Here is an 18,901-nt window from a genome sequence, read left to right on the forward strand (position 1 = left end):
AGGAGAGAGCAACATGAAACTGACCATGCGTCTTGGTGTGCGCAGCTATGACATCGTGGTGCGCCGGGGCGCTCTGGCCCGGGTCAACCAGCTGATCAACCTGAACCGAAAGGTGCTGGTGGTGACGGACGAGGGCGTGCCCCGCCGCTATGTGGAAGCGATTCTGGCCCAGTGCGGCCGGGGCGTGGAGGTGTGCGTGCCCCAGGGCGAAGGGTCCAAGAGCTTCGCCTGTCTGGAGCGCATCCTCACCACCATGCTGGAAGCCGGGTTCGGCCGTTCGGACGCGGTGCTGGCGCTGGGCGGCGGCGTAGTGGGCGATCTGGCCGGGTTTGCGGCTGCCTGCTACATGCGGGGCGTGGATTTCATCAACTGCCCCACCACCACCCTGAGCCAGATCGATTCCTCCATCGGCGGCAAGACCGCCGTCAACCTGGCGGGCACCAAAAATGTGGTGGGCGCCTTCCATCAGCCCCGGCTGGTGGTGGCGGACCCGGACACGCTGGACACGCTGCCCCGCCGCCATTTCATCAACGGTCTGGCCGAGGCGGTGAAAGCCGGCCTGATCGCCGACGAGGATCTGTTTGAACTGTTTGAGACCGGCGACGCGGACAAGGACCTGGAAGAGATCCTGTACCGCAGCCTGGTGGTGAAAAAGAACGTGGTGGAAAACGACGAGCGGGAGACCGGCCGCCGGGCGGTGCTGAACTTTGGCCACACCATCGGCCACGGCATCGAGAGCGCCGAGCATCTGGGTGGCCTGTACCACGGCGAGTGCGTGGCGCTGGGCATGCTGCCCATGATCGAGGACGAGGCGCTGCGCAGCCGGGTCAAAGCGGTGTACAAGCGCCTGGGGCTGCCCGCGTCCATCGAATACGACGGCGACGAGATCTTCCGGTTTGCGACCCATGACAAAAAGGCGTCGGGCGACGCGGTGACCGTGGTGCGCGTGCCCGAGCTGGGTCAGGTGCGGCTGGACAAAATTCCGCTGGAAGAGCTTCGCACGCTGATCGGGGAGGGGATCCAATGAGCGACTGCACAGGCACTGCCTTCACCCTGACCGTCTTCGGTGAGAGCCACGGCCCCGCCATCGGCGCTGTGGTCACAGGGCTGCGGCCGGGCACGGTCATCGACGAGGCGTTTGTGGCCCGCCAGATGGACAAGCGCCGGGCCAAGGGTAAAATTTCCACGGCCCGCACCGAGGCCGACCGGGTGCGCTTTGTATCGGGCGTGTACCAGGGCCGGGCGACGGGCACGGCCCTGACCCTTTTGATTGAAAACGAGAACACCCGCAGCGGCGACTACGCCAAGACCGCGGACCTTCTGCGCCCCGGTCATGCGGATTACACGGCCTATGCCAAGTACGGCGGCTATCAGGACGCCCGGGGCGGCGGCCATTTCTCCGGCCGGCTCACCGCACCCGTGGTGGCCGCCGGCAGCATTTTTACGAAGATGCTGGAGGACAAGGGCGTGGTCATTGCCACGCACCTGGCCAAATGCGCGGGCGTGGAGGATGCGCCTTTCTCCCGGGACCCGGAGACGCTGCTGCGCCAGGCACGGCAGCTGAATGAAAAGGACTTCGCCGTGCTGGACGAGGTGCGGGGCGCGGCCATGACAAGGGCCATCGAGGCGGCCGCCGCCGAGGGCGACAGCGTGGGCGGCGTGCTGGAAACCGTGGTGCTGGGCCTGCCCGCAGGCGTGGGCGAACCCTTCTTTGACAGCGTGGAGAGCGTGCTGGCCGGCCTGTTGTTCAGCATTCCCGCGGTGAAAGGTGTGGAGTTCGGCGACGGATTTGCGCTGGCGGGCCTGCGGGGCAGCCAGGCCAACGACCCCTTCCGCATGCAGGGCGGCCGGGTGGTCACCACCCAGAACCGCAACGGCGGGGTGAACGGCGGCATCACCAACGGCATGCCCGTGGTGCTGCGCACTGTGGTCAAGCCCACCCCCAGCATTTATAAAGTGCAGCAGACGGTGGATTACGCCGCAAAGCGCAACGCCACCCTGCAGATCAACGGCCGGCACGACCCGTGCATCGTGCACCGGGCCCGTGTGGTGCAGGACAGTCTGGTGGCGTTCGGTTTGGCGGACCTGTGCGCGCAGCAGTTCGGCACAGCCTGGCAGGAGGGTTCGTCATGGAATACGGATTGATCGGCCAAAAGCTGGGCCACAGCTTTTCCAAACCCATTCACGAGGCGCTGGGCGGCTATGCCTACGACCTGGTGCCTCTGCCCGATGAGGACGCGGCCCGGGCGTTTTTCGCATCCCGGGACTTCCGGGCCGTGAACGTGACCATCCCCTACAAGCAGCTGGCGCTGGCCGCCTGCGACGAAGTGGATGAAAAGGCCGCTGCCATCGGCGCGGTGAACACGGTGATCAACCGATCCGGCCGGCTGTACGGCTACAACACCGACTACGCCGGCTTTGCGTACATGACAAAGCGGGCGGGCATTGCTTTTCAAAACCGCACGGTGCTGCTGCTGGGCACCGGCGGCACCAGCCGCACCGTGACCGCCGTGGCCCGGGATCAGGGCGCGAAGGAGGTCCTTCTGGCCTCCCGCAGCGGCAAAAACGGCGCGCTGTCCTACGAGGACGCCATGAAGCGCAAAGACGTGGAAGTGGTGGTCAACGTCAGCCCCGCGGGCATGTACCCCAACAATGGGGAGTGCCTTTTGGACCTGACGGCCTTCCCCCGGCTGGAAGCCGTGGCGGACGTGGTGTACAACCCCTTCCACACGGCCCTTCTGCAGCAGGCCGAGGCGCTGGGCGTGCGGTGTGTGAACGGCCTGTCCATGCTGGTGGCACAGGCGAAATACGCCGCAGAGTATTTTACGGATAAAAAAATACCGGATGGAGAAATCGAGTCCATCTACCGGGATCTGCGCGCCAAACAGGCGAACCTGGTGCTCATCGGCATGCCCAGCTGCGGCAAAACCAGCCTGGGCAAGGCCTGCGCCAAGCTGCTGGGCAAGCGCTTTGTGGATTTGGACGCGGAGATCGAGCGGCAGGAAGGCCGCCCCATTTCGCAGATTCTGGCTCCCGGCAAAGAGACCTATTTCCGGGACGTGGAAAGCCGGGTGACCGCGCGGTTCGCCAGGGAGAGCGGGCAGGTGCTGTCCACGGGCGGGGGCGTGGTCCTGCGGGAGGAGAACGTGGCCGCCCTGCGCCAGAACGGCGTGGTGGTGTATATTGACCGGCCTTTACAGGACTTGCAGCCCGGGGGCGCGCGGCCCCTGTCCCAAAGCCGGCAGGCGCTGGAGGCGCAGTACGCGGTCCGCGCGCCGCTGTACCAAAAGGCCTGCCATGCAAAAGTGAACAACGACGCCCCGTTTTACACGGTGGCGGACCGTGTGAAGGAGCGTTTTTATGAAGTTCTTGATTGTGAACGGGCCTAACATCAACATGCTGGGCATCCGGGAGCCGGACATCTACGGCACCCTGACCTATGAGGGCCTGTTGGAATATCTGAAGGGCGAGGCCGCCCGCCTGGGCTGTGAGGTGGAGTTCTTTCAGTCCAACAGCGAGGGCGAGCTGGTCACGGCCATTCAAAAGGCGCTGGGCCGGGTGGACGGCATCGTCATCAACCCGGCGGCCTACACCCACACCAGCGTGGCCATTCTGGACGCGCTGAAGGCGATGGCGCTGCCCGCGGCGGAGGTGCATCTGTCCGATGTGACCAAGCGGGAGAGCTTCCGGCAGATCAGTTATGCGGGCATGGCCTGCAAATATCATTTCATCGGCCTTGGAAAAGAGGGCTACGTGCGCGGCATGGAAGCGCTGCTGGCCGATGGGCAAAACAGGGACGAAGGGGAGAAACAGTCATGATCATCAGCACCAAACGGGGAACCCCGGCTGCAGAGCTGGAGAAAATTATTCACGAATTTGAGGCAAAGGGCCTGTCCGTGACCATGATCCGCGGCACGGACTACAACGTGTTCGGCCTGGTGGGCGACACCACCATTCTGGACGAAAAGCAGATCCGGGCCAATCCCTATGTGGAAAACGTGCAGCGGGTGTCCGAGCCGTACAAAAAGGCCAACCGCCTGTTTCACGAGGCGGACAGCATCATCGATGTGGCGGGCGTGAAAGTGGGCGGCCACGAAAAAATCGTGGTCATCGGCGGCCCGTGCAGCGTGGAGGGCGAGCAGCCCACCATCGATGTGGCCAAAAAGGTCAAGGCCGCCGGCGGCACTATGCTGCGGGGCGGCGCCTACAAGCCCCGCACTTCGCCCTACGCCTTTCAGGGCCTGGGCACCGAGGGCATTCTGGACCTGGTGAAGGCCCGGGAAGCCACGGGTCTGCCCATCGTCAGCGAGCTGATGAGCGAGGACCGCATCGAAGAGTTTGAACAGTATGTGGACCTGGTGCAGATCGGCGCGCGCAACATGCAGAACTTCCAGCTTTTGAAAGCCGTGGGCAAAATGAAAAAGCCCGTTCTGCTCAAGCGGGGCCTTGCCAACACCATCGAGGAATGGATCATGTCCGCCGAGTACATCATGGCCGCGGGCAACGAAAACGTCATCTTCTGCGAGCGGGGCATCCGTACCTTTGAAAAATACACCCGCAATACGCTGGATCTGTCGGTCATTCCCATCATCAAGGAGAAAACCCACCTGCCCATCATCATCGACCCCAGCCATGCCACGGGCAACTGGCGCTATGTGGAGAGCATGAGTCTGGCGGCCATTGCCGCCGGGGCGGACGGGCTGATCATCGAAGTGCACGAGAATCCCGAGTGCGCCTGGTCCGACGGGGCCCAGAGCCTGAAGCCGGACCGCTTTGCCGCGGTCATCGAAAAGGGCCGGGCCATCGCCCGGGTCATCGGCCGGGAGATGTGACGCCATGCGGGTGACCATCGAACGAAGCCGCGTTTTCGGCACGCTGGAGGCGCCTCCCTCCAAAAGCATGGCCCACCGGCTGCTGATCTGCGCGGGCCTGGCGGAAGGCCGCAGCGTCATCGACCGGGTGGACCCGTCCCAGGACGTGCTGGCCACGGCCCGTGCGCTGGAGGCATTGGGCGCGCGGGTCCGGCTGGAAGAGGGCCGGGCTGTGGTGGACGGCTGCGGCGGCCGCCTGACAGCGCCCGACGGCCCGGTGGACTGCGGCGAAAGCGGCAGCACCCTGCGCTTTTTCATTCCGCTGCTGGCGAGCTGCGGCCGGCCGGTGCGTCTGCTTGGGCACGGCCGTCTGATGCAGCGCCCCCAGGACGTGTACGCCCGCCTGTTTGAACGGCAGGGCCTGCCGTTTTCTCAAACCCAGCAGGAGCTGACCTTGTGCGGCCCCCTGCGCCCGGGGGAGTACCGGGTGGAGGGCGGCGTGTCCAGCCAGTTCATCAGCGGGCTTTTGCTGGCGCTGCCCCTGCTGGACGGCGACAGCGTGCTGCAGGTGACCCCGCCCTTTGAAAGCCAGAGCTATGTGGCCCTGACGCTGCGCGCCATGGCGGATTTCGGCGTTTCGGTGCGGCGGGAAGGAAACACCTTTTTCATTCCCGGCAACCAGCGCTACCGCCCCCGGAACGGCGCGGTGGAAGGCGATGCCTCCCAGGCGGCTTTTCCGGCAGTGCTGGGCGCGGTGAAAGGCGGCATTACGGTCACGGGCCTGCGGGAGGACTCCTGCCAGGGCGACCGGGTGATCTTCGACATTCTGCGCCGCTGCGGCGCGGGCATGACGGCGGTGCCCGGCGGCTGGCGTTTTGAAAAACAGCCGCTGCGCGCCGTGGACATCGATTTGGCCGACTGCCCGGACCTGGGCCCCATCCTGATGGTGCTGGGCTTGTTCTGCGAAGGCGAGACGGTCATCCGCAATGCCGGACGGCTGCGGGTCAAGGAGTCGGACCGCATCGCCGCCATGCAGCAGGAAGTGGAAAAGCTGGGCGGGCGCATCGAGGCCGAAGGCGGCACGGTGCGGGTGCGCGGCGCATCGCTGCACGGCGCGCCGGACCTTGCGGGCCACAACGACCACCGGGTGGTCATGGCGCTGACCGTGGCGGCTCTGGCGGCGGACGTGCCGGTGTGCATTCAGGAAGCCGAGGCGGTGCGCAAAAGCTGGCCGGACTTTTTCTCCCGGATGCAGCAGCTGGGCGCGGAGGTAAAAACAGATGGAACAACGTAATTTTTGTATTGTGGGGTTGGGCCTTTTGGGCGGCAGCTACGCCCGTGGCCTGACCGAGGCGGGCTGCCGCGTCACGGCGGTGGATGTGCGGGGCGAAGCCATCCGCTTCGCGCTGGACAAAGGCTGGATCGCCCAGGGCACCACGGAAGATGCCCGGCCGCTGCTGGAGCAGGCCGAGGCGGTGGTCCTGGGGCTGTACCCCCACGCGCTCATCGACTGGGTGCGGGCCAACGCGCGGTTTCTGCGCCCGGGCACGCTGGTCACGGATGTGTGCGGCGTCAAACAGGCGGTGGTGGGTCCGGTGCAGGACGCCATGCCCGAAGGGGTGGAGTTCATTGCCAGCCACCCCATGGCGGGCAAGGAAGTCAGCGGCGTGGAGTATGCGGACAGCGCCATTTTCCGGCCGGCCAACTTCATCATCACCCCCACGGAGCGCAACACGCCCCGGGGCATTGCCTTTGCCCGGCAGCTGGCCGAAACGCTGGGCTTTGCCCACATCGCGCAGCTCAGCTGCGCCGAGCACGACCGGATGATCGGCTATGTCAGCCAGCTGACCCACGCCATCGCCGTCAGCCTGATGAACGCCAACGGCGACCCGCGCCTGTGCGAGTTCACGGGCGATTCCTTCCGGGACCTGACCCGCATTGCCCGCATCAACGAGCATTTGTGGAGCGAATTGTTCCTTTTGAACCGGGACGCGCTGTGCGCCGAGATCGAACAGTTCGAGGCCAGCCTCACGGACCTGAAGGAAAAGCTGCAGGCCGGCGACGAGGAAGGATTGAAGGACCTGTTCCGTCGCTCCACGGCACGCAGGGCCATGTTTGACCGGTAATTTGTGGTTTTTTGGCGAAAAAAGACGAAAGATGCTTGCACCCCCGTGTGCGCCCTCCTAAAATAATAGAAAGAGAAACTTTCTGTCAGGCAAGGGAGGCGGCACGGGGTGTTTTTGCGCATGGAAAAACGGGCGCTTCGCCTGCTGGTGCCGCTTCTGGCGCTGCTGGTTTTGGGGGCGGACAGCCCTTCGGTGGAATGGAAGAGCACGGCGCGGTGGAAAACCGGGCTGGTAAAGTCCGTGATGGCGGTGGACACAGGGACCTCTCTGGATGTGGAGGAACTGTGCCAGTACCCGGAACTGCCCAATGGCTGCGAGGCCACCAGCCTGGCGGCGGTGCTGCGGTTTTTGGGCTACGACGTGACCGCGCTGGAGCTGGTGTACGGCTATATCCCCAGCGAGCCCATCACCTACAGCGAGGACGGCATGATCGCCTGCGGGCCGGACCCGGCCGAGGCCTACGCGGGCTGGCCGGAGGAAGGGTATACGGGGTTTTATTGCTTTGCGGGGCCCGTCGTGCAGGCGGCAAACCAGTATCTGGCCGAACAGAACTCCGGCTGGCGCGCGGTGGATATCACCGGGGCGTCGGCGCTGGATCTGATGCGCCGGCTGGACGAGGGCACGCCGGTGATCGTGTGGGCCACGCTGAACATGGACACCCGGCTGTTCAGTTCCTTTCACTGGACGCTGCCCAGCGGCGAGGAATACTATCCCTTTTCAAACCTGCACTGCATGGTGCTGACGGGCTACGAAGGGGACACCTTCACCCTGATGGACCCCATTGAAGGCACGGTCACCGTGGACCGGGAGCAGTTCATGAGCCGGTACTGGACCACCGGGGAGCGGGCGGTGGCATTTGGAGAAGACAGCCAATGAAGACGACGGTTTTGCATACACAGCGGCTTTTGCTGCGCCCCTTCACGCCGGAGGATGCCGGGGCGGTGTACAGACTTTTGAAAGAGGAAGAGACCACCCGTTTTCCGCCCATGTTTGCGCTGCAGAACGTGGAGCAGGCGCAGGCCTGGATCGAGGCACATGTCCGTGGCCCGGGCATGTGTTTTGCGGTGTGCGCGGACGGTGCGCCTGCAGGATACGTGACATTGAGCCCCGGCCCCGCCTGGGACCTGGGCTATGCTTTGGCGCCGAAACTGCGGGGAAAGGGTTTTGCCACCGAGGCCGCCGGGGCGGTGGCCGAAGAAGCGCGGCGGCAGGGCGTGCCCTATCTGACCGCCACCCATGACGTGAACAATCTGCCCAGCGGCGCGGTGATGCGACGAATCGGCATGATGTACCGGTACAGTTATATCGAGCAGTGGCAGCCCAAAAATGTTCCGGTCACGTTCCGCATGTACCAGCTTAACTTTGCACTGCCTTCGGACTGGACCTATTCGGGTTACTGGAAACAGCATCCGCGCCATTTTCTGGAGCCGGTGGATGGCTTTTTCGAAAACGGAACCGGGGTGCCTGACCAGTGAAACAGAAAAAACGCGGGAGCGGTTTTGGCCGCTCCCGCGTTTTTTTAATCGTCCACATCCAGTGCTTCCAGCCCTTTTTTCGGCTGCGGCTTGGAGTCGCCGTGGCGCACCATCAGCATGGTCACAAAACTGGCGAACACAAAGAACGCCGCATAGGGGAACAGGGTGCGATAGCCCACGTGCCCCATCAGAAAGCCCGAGAAAATGGGCGTCACGATCTGCGCCGTCATGCTCACGGTGTAATAGTAACCCGTGTATTTGCCCACGTCCGCGCCGCCGGCCATCTCCACCACCATGGGGTAGCTGTTCACGTTGATGAAGGCCCAGCCGAAGCCCGCGAAAATGAAGAAAATGTACAAAAACGCCGACACCTGATGGAAGAACGAGCCCGCCGCAAAGGCCACGCCCAAAAACAGCACGCCCACCAGAATGGTCTTTTTGCGGCCGATGCGCGCCGCGATGGCGCCCACCGGCAGATAGGCCACAATGGCCGCCGCCGTGCAGACCATCAAAATCAGCGAGAAACTGCCCTTCAGTTCCTGGGTGGCGTATCGGCTGAAACCGGAGGTAACGGCGTTGTAGCCCATGAACCACAAAAACACGCTGGCCAGAATAAAGACAAAGCTGCGCGCCTGGGCCGGGGGCATTTTTTTGCCCGTGCCGTCCGGTGCGGTTTCTTCTTCGTCCGGTGAAAGGCCCGCGGCGCGGCTCTCCTCTTCCATGGCGCGCACGCAGGCCGGCTCGTTGATCTTCCAGAACAGCAGGGCGATGCACACGGCCATCAGAATGCCCAGCACCGCAAAGATGGGCAGGTAGTTGGGGCGGAACACCTCGCCCGTGACCTGCTTGGGCAAAAGCACTTGCATGGTGCCCAGCATCAGCATGCCGCCCAAAGCGCCCATCAGGTTGATGACCGCGTTGCCCTGGCTGCGCAGGGGCTTGGGCGTCACGTCGGGCATCAGGGCCACGGCGGGGCTGCGGTAGGTAGCCATGGCGATCAGCACACAGCCCAGCCCCGCAAAGAACAGCACAAGGTTGTTTTGCCGCTCGGCCAGGGGCAGAATCGCCAGACACACCACGGCCGCCACCGTGCCGCCCACAATGTACGGCATGCGCCGGCCCACACGGGTGCGGGTCTTGTCGCTGAGTTTGCCGAACAGCGGCAGCATGAACAGTGCCAGCACGTTGTCCAGCGCCATGACCACGCCGATGAGCGTGTCGTCCACGGCAAAGGTCTCTTTCAAAATCAGCGGGATCAGGTTGTCGTACACCTGCCAGAACGCGCAGATGGACAGAAAGGCGAGGCCCACAAGGGTGGTGCGTTTGTAATTCAGTTTCATAAGATGCCCCCTTTTCTTGATTGCCCTTATTGTACCACGGGCCGTGCTTGTGCGTCCCGTGTTTTGACGTATTTTTTACGTCCGGTGAAAAAACGGTCACTTTTCAGAGGACGCGCGGTCCGAAAGCGCCTTGAGAATGAATCCGCCCATGACCGCAATGGGCAGAGAAACAGCAAACGAAACGGGTTCCAGATATGCGCCGATCACCCCGGCGATCAGCGTGCAAATAACGGCGAGCGCAATCATGGTTCTCTCACTCCTGTCGTATTTGAAAAGATATAAAAAAGAGCGGCTTTGCCAGGCAAAGCCGCTCTTTCAAAACGATGTCAGATCTCCTCGGTCTCGGCCGCATCTTCCACCGCATCATCCTGCGGCTCCTCGTGGCTGAAATCCTCGCTGAACAAAAGCTGTTCGTACTCGTCCAGCTCGGCCTCGCGGCGGCGCAGATAGACGAACGCAGCGGCCAAAGCACCCGCTACAGCGGACAGAAACGCGACGATGGCGATCAGGGTCGATTTCTTCATGGTGAAAACATCCTCCTCTTTTTGCGGGCGAAGCGCACGGCCCGCCTTGTGTGTCATGTGTTTTGCGGCGGCCGCGATCTTGCCCGCGCCGTACACGGTATGTGCGATCTTGCCCCAGGAACTCATTGACAAGCACTCCTTTCGACCGGCCGTCTGTTTTCTTCATTATACTTGCTTTGCAAAGGGATTACAAGCACTTTTTCAGCACGTCCCGGTAGACCCGGAACGCGCCGGGCACGGCGTAAACGCTCTCCAGCTGGTCCTTTTGCGCCCACACGAACCCCGCGGGGGCCGGGCAGGGCGCCACAGGCACCCGGTACCCGGTCATATGCCACTCCAGGTGCGAAAACACATGTTTGGCGTTGGGCAGCGGCTGAGGCTCGCCGGGCGCGAGACCCATTGCTTTTAGCGCGGCGCACACGGCGGCTTCGTCCAGGCTTCCCTCCAGCATCACCGGCTGCCACAGCCCGGCCAGAAGGCCTTTCGCCGGGCGCTGGCACAGCAGGACCGCGCTTTGTGCCGTGGCCAGCACCACGGTGTAATCCACCGCGCGCCGGGGTTTGGCCTGCGCTTTTACGGGCAGCTGCTGCGCGCAGCCCGCCGCCCGGGCCCGGCACAGCCCGGCCAGAGGACACGCGTCGCACAGCGGCGGTCCGCCGGGAACGCACACCAGTGCGCCCAGTTCCATCAGCGCCTGGTTGTAGTCGCCGGGCCGGTCCGGCGGCTGCATGGCCTGCACGGCCTGCGTCAGGCGGGTGCGCACCGCCGGGGTGGTCACGTCGCCTTCGTCCAGCAGCAGCCGGCTGGCCACGCGGAGCACATTGCCGTCCACCGCAGGCACCCGCTTGCCAAAGCTGATGGACGCGATGGCGCCTGCCGTGTACGGCCCGATGCCGGGCAGCTTCTGCAGCAAAGCCGGGTCATCGGGCAGCTGGCCGCCGTACTGTTCCACAAGGATCTGCGCGGCTTTCTGCAGGTTTCGCGCCCGGCTGTAATAGCCCAGCCCCTCCCACAGCTTGGTCAGGCGTTCGGGCGGGCAGGCCGCCAGGTCCGCCACCGTGGGCAATTCTTCCATAAATCGTTCAAAATAGGGCAGCGCCGCGGCAACCCGCGTCTGCTGCAGCATGATCTCGCTGACCCACACCCGGTAAGGCGTGGACACCGTGCGGAAGGGAAGCACCCGTTTTTCCGCGTCGTACCAGGCCAGCAGGGCCGGGGCGATGTTTTCCATGTCAGAGGCTCCCTCCTTCGCGCGCGGCCAGCCAGCGGGCCACGCCGTCCTGTGTGTTGGCAGCGATCACGCCGTCGGCAGCCTCTTTTACCGCCGCGGCAGCGTTCGCCACGGCATAGCGCTCATCCGCTGCGGCAAACAGCGGCAGATCGTTCACATTGTCGCCAAAAGCCACCACCCGCCGGGCGCCGGTCAGGCGCCGCAGGTCCTGCACGCCCGCGCCTTTGTCGCACCCTTCGGGAAAGACCTCGGCGGTCACACCCCGGCCGTATTCATCGGCGTAGCACAGGCAGTGCGTGCCGGGCAGGCGCTGCAGCGCCTCCAGCAGGGGGAGGTCCGGGCAGGGCAGGCAGAACAGGGTCAGAAGACAGCGGGCCGCCAGCGGGATCTGCCCATAGTGTTCCACCTGCACGAACTGCTTATGCGGCGAGCCGCTGCGCTGGGCGATGAAGCTGCGGGCGTAATCGCAGGTGGGGGCGCGGTGAAACACCACCAGCCGGCCGTCCAGCACGCAGTATACCAGCGCGTCCCGCCCGGCGCGGTCCAGCAGGGTCAGCAGCGCGCTGCGGCTTTCGGCGGACAGGCTGCGGGTGGCCAGCGGCCGCCCGGTGCCCAGATCATACACCAGCGCGCCGGACATCATCACCGCGGGCAGGTGCAGGCCCAGCGGGCGCACCAGGTCCAAAGCGGTGGCAGGGGTGCGGGCGGTGGCGATGGTCAGCGCCAGCCCCCGGTCCACCAGCGGACGGAGAAGCGCCGCCGTGGAGGAACTGACCCGGCCCTGGGCATTCAGCAGCGTGCCGTCCAGATCCGTGACGTACAGTGTGGTCAAAAAAACGCCTCCCGTGGAAAGAATGACCTCATTGTACCACAAAAAAATCGGGACGAAAAGCGCCTTGCTCCGCACAAAAGGATGTGCTACCATGAAAGGCGGAAGAGAGGGAAGGGGACATGAAGATCTTTGTGTGCGAACCGCTGGACCCCGCGGCGCTGGCACTGCTGCGGCAGCGTGCGGAGGTGACGGACGACCCGGCGCAGCTGGGGACCGTGGACGCGGTGATTACCCGCAATTTTGCGGTTGACCGCGCTTTTTTTGAAAAATGCTCCCGCCTGCGCGCAGTGGGCGTCCACGGGCGCGGGCTGGACGGAGTGGATCTGACCCAGGCGCGCCGGCGGGGCGTGCGGGTGGTGTATGCGCCCCATGAAAATGTGGAGAGCGTGGCCGAACACATTGCGGCGCTGCTGCTGGCTTTGGCCCGGCGCGTTCCCCGGGCGGACCGGATGGCCCGGGCGGGCGCGGCCCGGCCCGGAGATGCGTCGCTGTGCGGCGTGGAGCTGCGGGGCAGGACCTTGGGCCTGGTGGGCGCGGGCGAGATCGGCTGCCGGGCAGGCGAGATTTTGCGGGACGGGTTCGGCATGCGCCTGCGGGTGTGGTCGCCGTCCATGACGGACAGCCGCGCCCGGGCCCTGGGCATGGAGCGGAGCGGCAGCCTGCGGGAACTGTTCGGTGAGTGCGATGCGGTGACCGTGGGCGTGCCGCTGAACGACGGCACCCGGAACCTGATCGGACCGGACATTCTGGCGGCGGCAAAACCGGGCCTGCTGCTGGTGAATACCAGCCGGGGCGGCGTGGTGGATGAGGCGGCGCTGCTTCGGGCGCTGACGGAAGGACCTTTGGGCGGCGCGGCCTGCGATGTGTTTCGCCGGGAGCCGCCGGGCCCGGAAAACCCGCTGCTGGGGCTGGAAAATTTCATCGCCACGCCGCACATTGCCGCCACCACCCGGGAGGCGCTGCGGCGCACCGGGCTGTGCGTGGCCCGGCAGGTGCTGGCGGTGCTGGACGGAAAACCGGCGGAATACGAGGTGTGACAAAAAACGAGGAAGGACTGTCGCCTTCCTCGTTTTTTTATTCTTCCAGCAGTTTGCGCGCCAGTTCCCGGGCGCTTTCCGGGGTCATGTGGGGGTGCAGCACCCCGTCCGCCAGCACATTGGGGGACGTGCGGCACTGCTTCAGGCAGTTCTGGGTGCACAGCAGCACCCGTCCGTTTTCGCTGACCCCGTCCGGTCCCGGCCGCAGCACTTCGCACAGAGCCCGATAGACCTCGGCGCCCTGCCGGGCTCCGCAGCGCGCGCCGCTGCAGGCCGTGATCCGGTGGCTCCACGCCGCGCTTTTCAGGGTGGAGAACCGGCGCACCAGGCTGGTCAGGACCACGGGTTTCTCTCCCACGGCCCGGGCTGCCTGAGCGGCCACTCCGTCGGGCACGCAGCCCAGCACGTCCTGAATTTCCCGCAGCATGGCCACCAGGTTTTCCTGCCGGCGGGGGTCCGGCAGAGCGGCGTAATAGTCAAAAATTTCCGAAAGCTGTTCTTCGTTCATGGAATCTCCTTTTTTCATTCAGTATGCCCCGCGGGCGGCGTAGCAATACCGGCAGCCGCCCCGGCAGCTGCCGTAAAAGCCGATGTCCACGCTGGGGGCGCACCGGCACAGAGGGCGCTGGCCCCGGTCGCGCCCCGCGGGGGGCAGCCCCAGCCGGGCCGGGTCCACGCAGGCGCCGGGCGTCACGCCCAGATCGGAAAAATCTCCGTCCTGAGCGCAGGTCACCAGCCGAATGCCCTCGCGCCTGGCACAGGCGGCAAAACAGGCCATGGCCTCGCGCCGCAGCTGCGAAGTCTCGTGCTGCGCGCCCAGCTGCGTCATGTTTCGCTCCATCACCGGGTACCAGTCCAGAAAACTGACGGTGCAGGTGTCCGTGTAAGGCCCCAGCAGACCGGCCAGCCGGTCAAACCAGCGGCGGTGGTAGTCCAGCGTGTACACCGGGCTGAAAAACACCGGGTCGTACCGCCACACCACGCGCCGGCGGCCCACCTGCCGGGACAGCTGCCGGAACAGCGGCACCAGCACCTCGCCTTTGGGCGGAATGCCCGGCTCCACGTCCCGGCCGTAAGAAGTCAATGTAAATTGAAAATAAAAGGGCACATCGCCCAGCTGGTCCAGCCGGTCCAGCATGGGGGCCGGATTCTTGGTCCAGAACACAAAGCCCGCCACGTCCCGCTGCGCCAGCGAAACAAACCGGGACCCGCCCGGCCCCTGCGCCATGGCCCAGCCCTGCTCCAGGCAGCGGAAAAACCAGTCCGCGTGAAAGGCCGGCACGTCGGTGCGGCGGCTGACGCTGACGATGGCCGGGGTCATTGCTCGCCGGGCAGATCGTCCAGATGCCGCCGGGCGTGCTCCAGAATGCAGCGGAACGTCTCTTCGCTGAGATCGTGCTCGATCTTGCAGGCGTCCGCAGAGGCGGTCTCCTTGCTGACGCCCAGCGTCATAAAGAACCGGGTCAGCAGGCGATGCCGCTGGTACACCCGCTGCGCCACCTGGGAGCCCTGCTCCGTCAGGGTGATGTAGCCGTCCTTATCCATGGTGATGTGCCCGCTCTCCCGCAGCTTTTTCATGGCCACGCTGACGCTGGGCTTGGAGTATCCGGTCTGGTTCACAATATCGATGGAGCGCACCATGCCCAGACGCTCCTTCAGCATCAGGATGGTCTCCAGATAGTCCTCAGCCGATTCGTGCAGTATCAAAAACATTCGCTCCCTTCTGTATGTTTCCACCTTAACACAGCACCGCCGTTTTGGCAAGGCAAAAAAGGGGATTGACAAACGCGGTTAGTTGGAGTAAACTTGATGCGAAAAGAAGGTTAGTCATGTCTAACGCAGAGAGGAGGAGGCGGATTGATGCCTTTGACGATGGCAAACCCCGGGCAGACCGTAATCATCCGGAAAATCACGGGCAGGGATGAGGTGCGCCAGCACCTGGCCGAACTGGGTTTTGTGGTGGACAGCTGTGTGACGGTGGTCAGCGCGCTGGGGGGAAATCTGATCTGTCAGGTGAAAGACAGCCGGATCGCTCTGGACAGGACGCTGGCCAACCGCGTGATGATTTGATGGGAGGACGGAACATGAAGACGTTGAAGGACGCGAAAGTGGGCGACATCGTGACCGTGCGGCGGCTGCACGGCGAGGGTCCGGTGAAGCGCCGCATCATGGATATGGGCATCACCAAAGGCGTGCAGCTGCACGTGCGCAAGGTGGCTCCCTTGGGCGACCCCATGGAGCTGAATGTGCGCGGGTATGAACTGAGCGTGCGCAAGGCCGACGCCCAGATGATCGAGCTGGAGTAAGTGTTTTGATGCCTGATAGTTAGTTAAAACTAACTACAAAGAGTTTCGGAGGAGTGAATGAAATGAGCATTACCATCGCACTTGCCGGCAACCCCAACTGCGGCAAGACCACTTTGTTCAACGCCCTGACGGGCTCCAGCCAGTACGTGGGGAAACTGGCCCGGTGTGACCGTGGAAAAGAAGGAAGGGCGGCTGAAGGGCCACAAGGACGTGGTCATTCAGGACCTGCCGGGCATTTATTCCCTCAGCCCCTACACGCTGGAGGAAGTGGTGGCCCGCAGCTATCTGGTGCAGGAAAAGCCGGACGTGATTTTAAACATCGTGGACGGGACCAACATTGAGCGAAATCTCTATCTGACCACGCAGCTGATCGAGCTGGGCATCCCCGTGGTGGTGGCTGTGAACATGATCGATCTGGTGCGCAAAAACGGCGATTCCATCGACATTCAAAAACTGGGCGCGGAGCTGGGCTGCCGGGTGGTGCAGCTGAGCGCGCTGAAGGGCGAGGGCAGCATGGCCGCGGCCGAGTGCGCGGTGGAGGCGGCCCGCGCGGGCGCCGCAGCCGAGGCGCCCCACGTGTTCACCGGCAGCGTAGAGCATGCCATCGCCCACATCGAAGAATCTCTGACCGGTCAGATCAGCGAAAGAAATATGCGCTGGTACGCAATTAAATTGTTCGAGCGGGACGAAAAAGTGCTGGAAGAGCGCAAGCTGGACGCGGCGCTGGCCGACCACATCGAACAGCACATTCAGGACTGCGAAAAAGAGATGGACGACGATGCGGAGAGCATCATCACCAATCAGCGTTACGCTTACATCAGCAAGGTGATGGACCGCTGCGTGAAGAAGCGGTCCGCGGCCCACAGCCTCAGCGTTTCGGACAAGATCGACCGGGTGGTGACCAACCGCATTGCGGCACTGCCCATTTTTGTGGGGGTCATGGCGGCGGTGTACTGGATCGCCATGGGGCCGTTCGGCACCTTTTTGACCGACTGGACCAACGACGTATTCGCGGCCGAATGGCTGCAGGGCAACGCCTCCGCTCTGCTGACGGGCTGGGGTGTGGCCGACTGGCTCACGGGTCTTGTGGCCGACGGCATCATCGCCGGTGTGGGCGCGGTGCTGGGCTTTGTGCCCCAGATGCTGGTGCTGTTTTTGATGCTCAGCCTGTTGGAAGACGTGGGCTACATGGCCCGCATCGCCTTCATTCTGGACCGGGTGTTCCGCAAATTCGGCCTGTCGGGCAAAAGCTTTATTCCCATGCTCATCGGCTCCGGCTGCGGCGTGCCGGGCGTCATGGCGTCCCGCACCATTGAGAATGACCGCGACCGCAAAATGACCGTTATGACCACCTGCTTTGTGCCCTGCGGCGCGAAAATGCCCATCATCGGCCTGTTTGCCGGCGCGCTGTTCGGCGGCAGCAGTCTGGTGGCCATCAGCGCCTATTTCATCGGCGTGGCGGCCATCGTCATCAGCGGCGTGATTTTGAAAAAGACCCGGGCTTTTGCGGGCGAACCGGCTCCCTTTGTGATGGAGCTGCCCGCCTACCACATGCCCAGCGCCCGCAACGTGCTGCACGCCACCTGGGAGCGCGGCTGGAGCTTTATCAAGCGGGCCGGCACCGTGATCCTGGCGTCCTCTGTGATTTTGTGGTTTTTGCAGGGCTTCGGCTTTGTGGACGGCGCCTTCACCATGGTGGAGGACAACAACAACAGCCTGCTGGCCGCGGTGGGCAGCGTGGTGGCCCCCATTTTCGCGCCCCTGGGCTTCGGCAGCTGGCAGGCGTCCGTGGCTACGTTCACCGGCCTGATCGCCAAGGAGAACGTGGTTGGCACCTTCGGCGTGCTGTACGGCTTTGCCGAAGTGGCGGAAGAGGGCGATGAGATCTGGGGCAACATTGCCACGGACTTTACGGCCCTCACCGCATACAGCTACATGATCTTCAACCTGCTGTGCGCGCCGTGCTTCGCGGCGATGGGCGCCATCAAGCGGGAGATGAACAACGGCAAGTGGACGCTGGCGGCCATCGGCTACATGTGCGGCTTTGCGTACGCCGCATCCCTGCTGGTGTACCAGCTGGGCGGTCTTGCTCTGGGGCAGGTGCCCTTCGGCGCGGGTACAGTGGTGGCCATCGCGGTGCTGGCGGCGCTGGTCTACCTGCTGGTGCGTCCCAACAAATACAACGCAGATTATCGGAAACCGGCCCTCTCCATCCGCGCGGCGGAGAAGGCCTGAGAGGAGGCAACTCATGAACGCACAAACTGTGCTTCTGGCCGCGGCGATCTTTGCAGTTGTGGCGGCCATCCTTGTGACAGAAGTCCGCAGGCGCAAAAAGGGCGGCTGCTCGGGCTGCTCCGGCTGCTCGGGTTCCTGCGGGTGCCATTCGAAAAAATGAACCGGGGCCGGGCCGTACTTCACGGCCCGGCCTTTTTGGGCCCGGCAAAGGCCGGGCCGGCGTGTTTCGGAAGGAGTGTGGGCCATGACGGAATGGCTGGGACCGGCGTGTGCGCTGTGCCTGTGTCTGGCGGCGCTGCGGGTGCGGCGTACGCTTCGCCGGGAACGTGGGGCGCCGCGCCTGAGCTATCTGGCGGTGGCGCAGGTGTCAGGCCTGCGCGGCCGCGCCGGGCGGGTGGAGCAGGCGCTGAACCGGCCCGGAGAATGCCGGGCCGTGGCCGACCCGGTGCGCGGCACGGTGCGGGTGTACTGCCGCCGCCCGCCCGACGGCCGGGAGATCCGCCGGGTGCTGACGGAGCAGGGCTGTTCCGTGCACGCCCTGACGGGCGTTTGAAAGGAGGAACAACCATGACGCTTTCCGCTGCCGGAGGCGATTATCTGGAGGCGCTGCTGAGCCTGACCGAGACAAAGCAGCCGGTTTACGCCGTGGACCTTGCCCGGCGCCTGGGCGTCAGCCGTGCCAGCGTCAGCCGGGCGGTGGCCGGGCTGTGCAAAAACGGGTATGTGGTGCGCACGGGCAAAGTGCTGTGCCTGAGCGGTCCCGGGCGCGAGGCGGCCCTGCTGGTACGGGAAAAACAGCGTTATTTTGAAGAATTATTGTGTGAGGCGGGTTTGCCTGCGGACTGTGCCCGGACCGAGGCATATCGCGTCCGCCATGCGGTCAGCCCGGCGGCCTACGCGCAGCTGCGGGCCGCAAAAGACCGGAAAAAGTCCGCCCAAAGCAAAAATTTTGAAAAACCTGTTGACAAGGCCTGAAAGGTATGG

23 protein-coding genes and 1 pseudogene are annotated in these 18,901 nt (G+C 64.2%); 16 read left to right on the forward strand and 8 right to left on the reverse strand.

Going from position 1 to position 18,901, the window contains the following annotated elements:
* The first annotated feature begins 13 nt into the window (after positions 1–13).
* The 9 genes from aroB to ACKTS9_RS11855 all read left to right on the forward strand — a co-directional run bounded on the left by aroB (position 14) and on the right by ACKTS9_RS11855 (position 8,412).
* Positions 14–1,027 (forward strand): 3-dehydroquinate synthase, encoded by a 1,014-nt coding sequence (gene aroB, locus ACKTS9_RS11815; RefSeq protein WP_407880977.1) that lies wholly within the window; start codon positions 14–16, stop codon positions 1,025–1,027.
* Positions 1,024–2,145 carry a chorismate synthase gene (aroC, locus tag ACKTS9_RS11820; protein WP_349215009.1) on the forward strand — a complete coding sequence of 374 codons (1,122 nt, stop codon included), beginning with the start codon at positions 1,024–1,026 and terminating at the stop codon, positions 2,143–2,145. The genes aroB and aroC overlap by 4 nt, the downstream gene beginning before the upstream one ends.
* A complete protein-coding gene (locus tag ACKTS9_RS11825; protein WP_349215010.1) occupies positions 2,130–3,389 on the forward strand; it encodes a shikimate kinase in 1,260 nt (419 codons plus the stop codon). Before aroC ends, ACKTS9_RS11825 begins: the two co-directional genes overlap by 16 nt.
* Positions 3,361–3,819: a type II 3-dehydroquinate dehydratase gene (gene aroQ / locus ACKTS9_RS11830; RefSeq protein WP_407880980.1), complete on the forward strand. Its 459-nt coding sequence runs from the start codon at positions 3,361–3,363 to the stop codon at positions 3,817–3,819. The genes ACKTS9_RS11825 and aroQ overlap by 29 nt, the downstream gene beginning before the upstream one ends.
* Positions 3,816–4,832 (forward strand): 3-deoxy-7-phosphoheptulonate synthase, encoded by a 1,017-nt coding sequence (aroF, locus tag ACKTS9_RS11835; RefSeq protein WP_349215012.1) that lies wholly within the window; start codon positions 3,816–3,818, stop codon positions 4,830–4,832. Before aroQ ends, aroF begins: the two co-directional genes overlap by 4 nt.
* A 4-nt stretch (positions 4,833–4,836) precedes the next feature.
* The gene (aroA, locus tag ACKTS9_RS11840) at positions 4,837–6,105 is read left to right on the forward strand and encodes a 3-phosphoshikimate 1-carboxyvinyltransferase (RefSeq protein ID WP_349215013.1); all 1,269 of its coding nucleotides are present in this window, start codon (positions 4,837–4,839) and stop codon (positions 6,103–6,105) included.
* The gene (locus tag ACKTS9_RS11845; protein ID WP_349215014.1) at positions 6,092–6,937 is read left to right on the forward strand and encodes a prephenate dehydrogenase; all 846 of its coding nucleotides are present in this window, start codon (positions 6,092–6,094) and stop codon (positions 6,935–6,937) included. Before aroA ends, ACKTS9_RS11845 begins: the two co-directional genes overlap by 14 nt.
* Positions 6,938–7,057: 120 nt before the next feature.
* The gene (locus tag ACKTS9_RS11850; protein ID WP_407880984.1) at positions 7,058–7,813 is read left to right on the forward strand and encodes a C39 family peptidase; all 756 of its coding nucleotides are present in this window, start codon (positions 7,058–7,060) and stop codon (positions 7,811–7,813) included.
* Positions 7,810–8,412: a GNAT family N-acetyltransferase gene (locus ACKTS9_RS11855; RefSeq protein ID WP_349215016.1), complete on the forward strand. Its 603-nt coding sequence runs from the start codon at positions 7,810–7,812 to the stop codon at positions 8,410–8,412. The genes ACKTS9_RS11850 and ACKTS9_RS11855 overlap by 4 nt, the downstream gene beginning before the upstream one ends.
* A 44-nt stretch (positions 8,413–8,456) precedes the next feature.
* Here ACKTS9_RS11855 and ACKTS9_RS11860 read toward each other — a convergent pair whose 3' ends face one another.
* The 5 genes from ACKTS9_RS11860 to ACKTS9_RS11880 all read right to left on the reverse strand — a co-directional run bounded on the left by ACKTS9_RS11860 (position 8,457) and on the right by ACKTS9_RS11880 (position 12,339).
* A complete protein-coding gene (locus ACKTS9_RS11860) occupies positions 8,457–9,752 on the reverse strand; it encodes an MFS transporter (protein WP_349215017.1) in 1,296 nt (431 codons plus the stop codon).
* A gap of 96 nt (positions 9,753–9,848) precedes the next feature.
* Complete coding sequence (locus ACKTS9_RS11865) at positions 9,849–9,998, reverse strand: hypothetical protein (protein WP_349215018.1); 150 nt, start codon at positions 9,996–9,998, stop codon at positions 9,849–9,851.
* An 80-nt stretch (positions 9,999–10,078) separates the two neighbouring features.
* Positions 10,079–10,402 (reverse strand): hypothetical protein, encoded by a 324-nt coding sequence (locus ACKTS9_RS11870; protein WP_349215019.1) that lies wholly within the window; start codon positions 10,400–10,402, stop codon positions 10,079–10,081.
* Positions 10,403–10,463: 61 nt separating this feature from the next.
* Complete coding sequence (gene mutY, locus ACKTS9_RS11875; RefSeq protein ID WP_349215020.1) at positions 10,464–11,507, reverse strand: A/G-specific adenine glycosylase; 1,044 nt, start codon at positions 11,505–11,507, stop codon at positions 10,464–10,466.
* 1 nt (position 11,508) lies between these two features.
* Positions 11,509–12,339, reverse strand: coding sequence for an HAD family hydrolase (locus ACKTS9_RS11880; protein ID WP_349215021.1), 831 nt, complete (start codon positions 12,337–12,339; stop codon positions 11,509–11,511).
* Positions 12,340–12,458: 119 nt separating this feature from the next.
* Between ACKTS9_RS11880 and ACKTS9_RS11885 the strand changes: the two genes are divergently transcribed.
* On the forward strand, positions 12,459–13,376 hold the full coding sequence (locus tag ACKTS9_RS11885) for an NAD(P)-dependent oxidoreductase (RefSeq protein WP_349215022.1): 918 nt from the start codon (positions 12,459–12,461) through the stop codon (positions 13,374–13,376).
* A gap of 37 nt (positions 13,377–13,413) precedes the next feature.
* Here ACKTS9_RS11885 and ACKTS9_RS11890 read toward each other — a convergent pair whose 3' ends face one another.
* From ACKTS9_RS11890 to ACKTS9_RS11900, 3 genes are read right to left on the reverse strand one after another with little or no spacing between them, the layout of a single operon-like run.
* A complete protein-coding gene (locus ACKTS9_RS11890; protein ID WP_349215023.1) occupies positions 13,414–13,884 on the reverse strand; it encodes an NAD(P)H-dependent oxidoreductase subunit E in 471 nt (156 codons plus the stop codon).
* A gap of 18 nt (positions 13,885–13,902) precedes the next feature.
* On the reverse strand, positions 13,903–14,697 hold the full coding sequence (locus ACKTS9_RS11895) for a DUF1848 domain-containing protein (protein WP_407880991.1): 795 nt from the start codon (positions 14,695–14,697) through the stop codon (positions 13,903–13,905).
* On the reverse strand, positions 14,694–15,083 hold the full coding sequence (locus tag ACKTS9_RS11900; protein ID WP_407880993.1) for a metal-dependent transcriptional regulator: 390 nt from the start codon (positions 15,081–15,083) through the stop codon (positions 14,694–14,696). The genes ACKTS9_RS11895 and ACKTS9_RS11900 overlap by 4 nt, the downstream gene beginning before the upstream one ends.
* A gap of 150 nt (positions 15,084–15,233) precedes the next feature.
* Between ACKTS9_RS11900 and ACKTS9_RS11905 the strand changes: the two genes are divergently transcribed.
* The 6 genes and pseudogenes from ACKTS9_RS11905 (at position 15,234) to ACKTS9_RS11930 (ending at position 18,892) form a co-directional block, all read left to right on the forward strand.
* Positions 15,234–15,446 carry a ferrous iron transport protein A gene (locus ACKTS9_RS11905; RefSeq protein ID WP_407880996.1) on the forward strand — a complete coding sequence of 71 codons (213 nt, stop codon included), beginning with the start codon at positions 15,234–15,236 and terminating at the stop codon, positions 15,444–15,446.
* A 14-nt stretch (positions 15,447–15,460) separates the two neighbouring features.
* A complete protein-coding gene (locus ACKTS9_RS11910) occupies positions 15,461–15,682 on the forward strand; it encodes a FeoA family protein (RefSeq protein WP_349215026.1) in 222 nt (73 codons plus the stop codon).
* A gap of 62 nt (positions 15,683–15,744) precedes the next feature.
* A pseudogene (feoB, locus tag ACKTS9_RS11915) lies at positions 15,745–17,917 on the forward strand (ferrous iron transport protein B).
* A gap of 13 nt (positions 17,918–17,930) precedes the next feature.
* Entirely contained in the window at positions 17,931–18,077 is a 147-nt protein-coding gene (locus ACKTS9_RS11920) for a FeoB-associated Cys-rich membrane protein (protein ID WP_349215027.1), read from the forward strand.
* 84 nt (positions 18,078–18,161) lie between these two features.
* The gene (locus tag ACKTS9_RS11925) at positions 18,162–18,470 is read left to right on the forward strand and encodes a hypothetical protein (protein WP_349215028.1); all 309 of its coding nucleotides are present in this window, start codon (positions 18,162–18,164) and stop codon (positions 18,468–18,470) included.
* A 14-nt stretch (positions 18,471–18,484) separates the two neighbouring features.
* Positions 18,485–18,892, forward strand: coding sequence for a metal-dependent transcriptional regulator (locus tag ACKTS9_RS11930; RefSeq protein ID WP_407880999.1), 408 nt, complete (start codon positions 18,485–18,487; stop codon positions 18,890–18,892).
* Positions 18,893–18,901 lie beyond the last annotated feature (9 nt).

Source organism: Owariibacterium komagatae, assembly GCF_045865535.1.
Lineage (GTDB): Bacteria > Bacillota > Clostridia > Oscillospirales > Ruminococcaceae > Ruthenibacterium > Ruthenibacterium komagatae.